We start from the raw sequence: 6,811 nt of genomic DNA on the forward strand, positions 1-6,811 counted from the left end.
TACAACCTTAAAATTTTTCTTTCATCTTTTGCGAAAGGCAAATAAAGTTTATCTTTGTTTCTTAAAAGAAATGTATTTATAGAACCCCCCCCATAATTTTTATAAATGATTTTAGTTACAGGTGCAACAGGTTTTTTGGGAGCTTATTTCCTTTATTTCTTATCAGAAAAGAAAAAAAATATTAGGGTGTTAAAACGCCAGTCAAGTAACTTTGAGCAAATTGAAATTGCATTTGACATTCTTAATCCTGAAAAACAGTTGTGGAATTCTTTTGATGATTACATTAAAAGTATTGAATTTGTAAATGCTGATATTTTAGATGTAAATGAAATTGAAGATTCTCTTAAAAATGTTGATGAAGTATTTCATCTTGCAGCAGTAGTTTCTTTTTCTAAAAAAAATAATGAACTCATTAATGATGTAAATATTCGTGGAACTTCAATTCTTGTAAATCAATGCATTAAAAACAATATTTCTAAGTTTCATTTTGCAAGTTCAATTGCTTCATTAAATAGAAACAATGAAAATATTATTACTGAGAGTAATGATGTGAACAATAAAAAATTCTCAACTATTTATTCAAAAAGTAAGTATTTAGCAGAGTTGGAAGTATGGAGAGGATATGCAGAAGGGCTGACAGGTGTAATAATAAACCCAGGTGTAATTCTCGGACCGGCAGTTGAAAATCATGAATCAATGAAGGTTTTTAAAACAATTAAAAATGGTTTTTCATTTTATCCAAAAGGAAAAAACGGATATGTTGATGTGCGTGATACTGCCGAATTATTTTTATTGCTTTCTGAAAAATCTGAATTATACAATGAAAGGTATTTGTTGGTTTCCGATAATCATCACTACATTGAAATTTTTAATTGGATGGCAAAATATTTTAATGTGAAAGCACCATCAAAATTGGCAAATATTAATCTCAGTTATATGCTTTCTTACATTGAATCGATAAGAATTTTTTTTACAAGAACCGAAGCTGTAATAACAAAAGACCTTGTAAAACTTGTTAATAGTATTTATATTTATAATAATTCAAAACTTAAGTCAGCAATTAATTATAATTTTAGATCAGTTGAGGAAACAATAAAGGATACTTGTAATTTTGTTGTTGCAAAAAAATATTTTTAAAGTGTAAAAACCAATTTCTGTGGATTTTAAATTGCAATCAAAATACAAAGCTCAAGGAGACCAGCCGGAAGCAATAAAGCAACTTACCGAAGGATTGAATAGGAGTGAAAAGTACCAAACCCTGCTTGGAGTTACAGGTTCGGGGAAAACATTTACTATGGCTCATGTAATTCAAAACATGAATAGGCCTACTTTGATTTTAAGTCATAACAAAACACTTGTTGCTCAGCTTTATGGCGAATTTAAACAATTTTTTCCTGATAATGCTGTGGAATATTTCGTTTCTTACTACGATTATTATCAGCCTGAAGCTTACTTACCTGTAACAAATACATACATTGAAAAAGATTTGAACATTAATGACGAAATTGAAAGATTGCGATTAAAAGCTACATCTTCTTTATTGTCAGGCAGGAGAGATGTTATTGTGGTGGCTTCTGTTTCTTGTATTTATGGAATAGGAAATCCTGAATCATTTAATGATGCAACGATAAAAATAAAAGTTGGTGAAGAAATAAATAGAAAAGAATTTTTGTTCAAACTAATTGACGGTCTTTATGTAAGAACAAATACTGAATTAAATAATGGAACTTTTAGAGTGGCAGGTGATATTATTGAAATATTTCCTTCCTATAGCGAAACGGCAATTCGCCTTAGTTTTTATGATTTGGAGCTCGAAGGCATAGAAACTATTGATCCCGTTTCTTTTAGAAGAATTGATTCTTTTAAAGAATATACAATATTTCCTGCAAATTTATTTGTTACTCCTTCGGATGTTCAGGATTTGGCGATAAATGAAATTAAAACCGATCTTTTAAATCAAAGTAGTGTTTTTGAAAAAGCAGGGAAATATCAGGAAGCAAAAAGATTAAGTGATAGGGTTAATCTTGATATTGAAATGATAAAAGAGTTGGGATATTGTTCCGGTATTGAAAATTATTCAAGGTACTTTGATAGAAGAAAAAAGGGAGAAAGACCATTTTGCCTTTTGGATTATTTTCCTAAGGATTATCTGATGTTTATTGACGAAAGTCATGTAACAATTCCACAGGTAAAAGGTATGCATGGAGGTGATACTTCACGAAAGAGTGTTTTAGTTGACTACGGCTTTAGATTGCCTGCCGCTTTGGATAACAGACCTTTGGAAATAAATGAATTTGAGTTTATGCAAAATCAGGTAATTTATGTGAGTGCAACACCCAGAGATTATGAACTTGAAAAAAGTAATGGTGTAGTGGTTGAACAAGTGGTGCGACCTACAGGGCTTCTTGACCCGAGAATTGAAATAAAACCTTGTCAGAATCAAATTGATGACTTGCTTGATGAAATTGATAAAAGGGTAGAAAAGAATGAGAGGATTTTGGTAACAACCTTAACAAAAAGAATGTCGGAGGAATTGAGCAAATATTTATTGAACTTAAATATAAAAGCAAGGTATCTGCACTCCGAAATTGATACGCTTGAAAGGATAGAAATACTACGTAATCTTCGTTTGGGAAAATTTGATGTTTTGGTGGGAATAAATTTGTTACGCGAGGGTTTAGATTTGCCTGAAGTTTCTCTTGTTGCAATACTTGATGCTGACAAAGAAGGTTTTTTACGATCTGAAACATCTTTGACTCAAACTGCCGGAAGGGCTGCAAGGCATATTAATGGAAAAGTAATTATGTATGCCGATAAAATTACTAAAAGTATGCAAAGGACTATTGATGAGACAAATAGAAGGAGAGAGAAGCAAGTGAAATATAATGTCGAGCATAAGATTACACCAAGAAGTATAGTTAAATCAACTGACAAAATATTTGAACAATCTTCAATTGTTGATTCCAGAAAAAGAGCAAAATCATACTTTGATTATGAGCAAAAGTCAAGTTTGGTTGCAGATCCTGTTATCAAATATATGAGTAAAAAACAAATTGAAAAATCAATAGAGGATACGGAAAAGAAAATGAAGAAAGCGGCTAAAGAACTAAATTTCACCCTTGCAGCACAGCATAGAGATGATTTGTTTGAGTTGAAAAAGCTTCTGGAGAATAAAGTTTAAAAAATAATTTTATTGTTACTACTCAGTAGGTGTAATAGATTGAGACTTAAAGATTTGCCACAGATTCACAGTTTTAAAAACTGTTGATGGTAGTATTCTCTGTAAAAATTCATTAAATCAAGTAAAATCAATCTGTGGCTTCAATTTTTTTTCACCCACACAAATCAACATAGTACCCATTATTTTTTCAAAAACCTTAAAGATGAAGCTTTAAAAGTCAACCAAACGGATTTTCCAATTTCCAATTTTAAATCTTTAAGAGATTCATCTGATACTTTAATTGAAATTTTCACACCTATATCGGCAATTATTTCATAACCGAGTTTTGCAGGAAAAATATCTGTAATTGTTGCACTAAAATTATTTAAAGCTGAGGAACTTAGTTTGCTATTTGATATTAAAATATTTTTATTACTCAAAAAAATGAATCCTTCTTTGTCTTTAATTCCCGAATGAATTTTAAAAGATAATTTTTCGTTTATCTGAGCTAATTTTATCTTTTTATCAGGATGCTCAATGATTTTCACTTTAAAAAAATTTTTTATTCCTGTCAAATTTGCAACAAATTTTGATTTAGGATTTTTGAAAACTTCCTGTGGAGTACCCGATTGAATTATTGTTCCGTTTTGTATGATTGCAATTTTGTGAGCAAGAGTTATTGCTTCTTCGTAATCGTGAGTGATATGAATTATTGTTATTCCTTTTTGATTTATTTTTCGCAACAGTGAGCGTATTTCAAATTTTAGTTGAACATCAAGAGAGGTTAATGGTTCGTCAAGTAAAAGTATTTCTGGGTCAGAGGCTAAGGTTCTTGCCAAAGCAACCCTCTGTAGTTCGCCACCTGAAAGAGTTGCAGGTCTTCTGTTAAGCAATTGAAGAATTTCCATCTCAGAAGCAAGCTCTTTGACTTTATTATTAATTTCAACTTTTGTTAATTTTCTTTTTTTTAGAGGATATGAGATGTTTTCTTTGACAGATAAATGAGGAAAAACAGCATAATCCTGAAAAAGTAATCCGAATTTTCTGTGTTGAATTGTTTCATCTGTAATATCTTTTTCTTGATAAAAAATTTGTCCGCTATCAGCTTTTTTTAATCCTGCAATAATTTCAAGAATAATAGTTTTTCCTGCACCCGACTCACCAAGAAGAACAAAATATTCGTTTTTCTCAACTTTAAAATTTAATTTTTTAAGTGAGAAATCTTTAAATTTCTTTGATATATTTTTTAATTCAAGCACTTTTTTCTTTTGATAACAATCTTAAAACAATAAAAACAATTAGAGATACACAAATGAAAATTACCGCAACAGGCTGGGCATATTTTAACCCGAAAGCTCCAAAGCGTTCCCAAATTAGAACAGGGGTTACCATTGGATGATAGGCAACAATTACCACAGCACCGAATTCGCTCATCCCTCTTGCAAACATTAATATTAATCCTGAAACAATATTCCGCCAAGCCAATGGTAGAGAGATTGTAAAAAATACTCTTGTAGGAGATGCACCAAGATTTAAAGCCGCATTTTCAAGTTTATCAGGGACAGAAAGAAAACCGTCTCTTGCGGCATTGAGCAAAAATGGAATACTTACAAAAGCCATTGCCAAAGCTATTCCTACAGGATGACCGACAAAACTAATCCCAAAATTATCAGCAATTTTACCAACTGTAGAATCTCTTGAAATAAATCCTAAAATTGCAATGCCTGCTGCGGAATGTGGAATTACTACAGGTAAATTAATTATTCCGAGAACAAGTTTTTTTAAATAAAAATCTTTTTTAGCAAGCAGGTAAGCAAGTGGAATACTGCCTATTGCAAAAAATAAAGTGGCAAACATAGAAGTTCCAAGAGTAAGCCAAATACTTTTTTGTACTTCATTTTCTTTGGCAGTTTCCAAAATTCCCGAAGGAGAAGATGATAAAAACATACCAAAAAGAGGAGCAATAATAAATAATAAAACCAGCCCTCCTAAAATTGCGAATATTGTATTTCTTAATTGAATTTTTTGCACAGGCAAAAGTAAATATTTCTTTTTGAAGAAATAAGTTTTTTATTATCAGTTCCTTATTACTTGGTTAAATTATTCAATTATTATTAAGTATATTTATTAGCATTGGTATTTCACTAGGGTTATATACTTTTTCAGTAGTGCATGATGAATACAGTAAAGAAAAAAATATTAAAAGCAGGAAAATAAATTTCCTGCTTTGTTGATAAATTGTCTTGTTTATCATGATATATAATTTAGTTTATTGTGATTTCTAATTATCATCAAATATACAAATATTATTCTTAAGAAACCAAATTAGCATTTTAGTAATTATAATAAAATGAGTTATATATTTTTCTTAGCATCTAAAAATAATATTTAGGCTATTCTTTTACATACTTTTTAAACTCCTTCGGCACATTTTGATAAGTGTTTGTTGTAGCTGGAACAACAGAAGGTTGCCCCATTTCTTCCATAATTTTCATTCCTTTTTCTTTTGAAAGTAGGAAATCTAAAAAGGCATTTGCTGTAACTTTGTTTGGAGCATTTTCTAAAATTGTTAGTCCATAAACCATTGGTTTGCCTTGCATCTTTATTTTTTCTCCGGGTTTTTTACCAACTATCTCAACATCCACAGTGCTGTAATATTTTGCCAATTCAGAGGATTTTAAATTTATAGAATCGGGAAGGGTTATAAAGTTTAAGCTATGTTGTTTGGCAACCGAACGATAAATAAAAATGTAGTCAATATTATTTGTTTCAAGAAGCGAAATCAGGTCTGTTTCTTTGGGTCTAATAAAATTATTATCTTTAGCTAAAAAATTAGCAAGCATTTTCTTGTTGTAAAATTTTTCTGCAAGTTTTATTGTTAATAATGAACGGTAGCCACATGGGTCGCTGTTGGGGTCCGACCTTCCGTAAATAACATCATCTTTTAACAAAACATCAAAGCAGTTATTTCCATTTATTGAGTCGGCAAATGTTGACTTGTTGGTAAATGCAATACACATTTCGTTGCTGGCAAATTTTATGTTCCATGAGCTATAATCGGGAATAAGAAATTTGTCGATCACTGCATAATCAGCTGAAGCCATTATGTCGCAATCTCTTTTAAGATCGGTTATTTTTCTTGCACAAGTTACACTTCCTGCAGCTTCAAGAAGTACATCTACATCAGGATATTCTTTTTCAAATTCTTCTTTTATTAGTTTAAAAGGCACAGCCAAACTTCCTGCATGAAAAATAATAAGCTTACCTGAAATTTCGGACTTTTCTTCTTCTTCTTCTTCTTTGGGATTGTTACATCCGTAAAATGTAATTGATAAAATAATTATTGTAAGAAATATTTTTGTGATGCTTAATTGAGAAACTTTTTTCATATTGATTTTGATAATTTATTTTTAAAAGAGTAAACAAAAATTAAAGTACGAATGTAATTATTTGTTTTATTAGTGAGTGGTTTTTCTTAAAAAAAATGAGTGCTTCGGCTTCGCTCAGCACAGGTGCTTGTTATTATTATGTGAGAGATGAGAGATGAGAGATGAGAGATGAGAGATGAGAGATGAGAGATGAGAGATGAGAGAGGAGAGATGAGAGATGAGAGATGATGGGTATTGAGAACCTAATAACCAAATAGTTATC

General features: G+C 30.7%; 5 protein-coding genes. 2 read left to right on the forward strand and 3 right to left on the reverse strand.

Translation table 11 applies throughout. The features are described from left to right. Nucleotides 1-105: 105 nt before the first annotated feature. Both U9R42_15110 and uvrB read left to right on the forward strand, forming a co-directional pair. Nucleotides 106-1,137, forward strand: a complete 1,032-nt coding sequence (locus U9R42_15110) for an NAD-dependent epimerase/dehydratase family protein (GenBank protein MEA3497355.1) — start codon at nt 106-108, stop codon at nt 1,135-1,137. Between the two features lie 19 nt (nt 1,138-1,156). Continuing rightward, nucleotides 1,157-3,181, forward strand: coding sequence for an excinuclease ABC subunit UvrB (uvrB, locus tag U9R42_15115; GenBank protein MEA3497356.1), 2,025 nt, complete (start codon nt 1,157-1,159; stop codon nt 3,179-3,181). Nucleotides 3,182-3,360: 179 nt separating this feature from the next. Here the strand turns inward: uvrB and U9R42_15120 are convergent, their stop codons facing one another. From U9R42_15120 to wtpA, 3 genes are all read right to left on the reverse strand, one after another. Further along, nucleotides 3,361-4,419 (reverse strand): ABC transporter ATP-binding protein, encoded by a 1,059-nt coding sequence (locus U9R42_15120; GenBank protein ID MEA3497357.1) that lies wholly within the window; start codon nt 4,417-4,419, stop codon nt 3,361-3,363. Continuing rightward, complete coding sequence (locus tag U9R42_15125) at nt 4,412-5,191, reverse strand: ABC transporter permease (protein ID MEA3497358.1); 780 nt, start codon at nt 5,189-5,191, stop codon at nt 4,412-4,414. Before U9R42_15125 ends, U9R42_15120 begins: the two co-directional genes overlap by 8 nt. Nucleotides 5,192-5,553: 362 nt before the next feature. After that, on the reverse strand, nt 5,554-6,549 hold the full coding sequence (wtpA, locus tag U9R42_15130; protein MEA3497359.1) for a tungstate ABC transporter substrate-binding protein WtpA: 996 nt from the start codon (nt 6,547-6,549) through the stop codon (nt 5,554-5,556). Between the last annotated feature and the right edge of the window lie 262 nt (nt 6,550-6,811).

The organism is Bacteroidota bacterium (genome assembly GCA_034723125.1).
Taxonomy (GTDB): Bacteria; Bacteroidota; Bacteroidia; order CAILMK01; family JAAYUY01; genus JAYEOP01.

What these genes read in the sequence shown, in the direction of transcription:
- U9R42_15110 (MEA3497355.1), top strand. Translation starts at nt 106, where the DNA reads ATGATTTTAGTTACAGGTGCAACAGGTTTTTTGGGAGCTTATTTCCTT.
- wtpA (MEA3497359.1), bottom strand. Translation starts at nt 6,549, where the DNA reads ATGAAAAAAGTTTCTCAATTAAGCATCACAAAAATATTTCTTACAATA.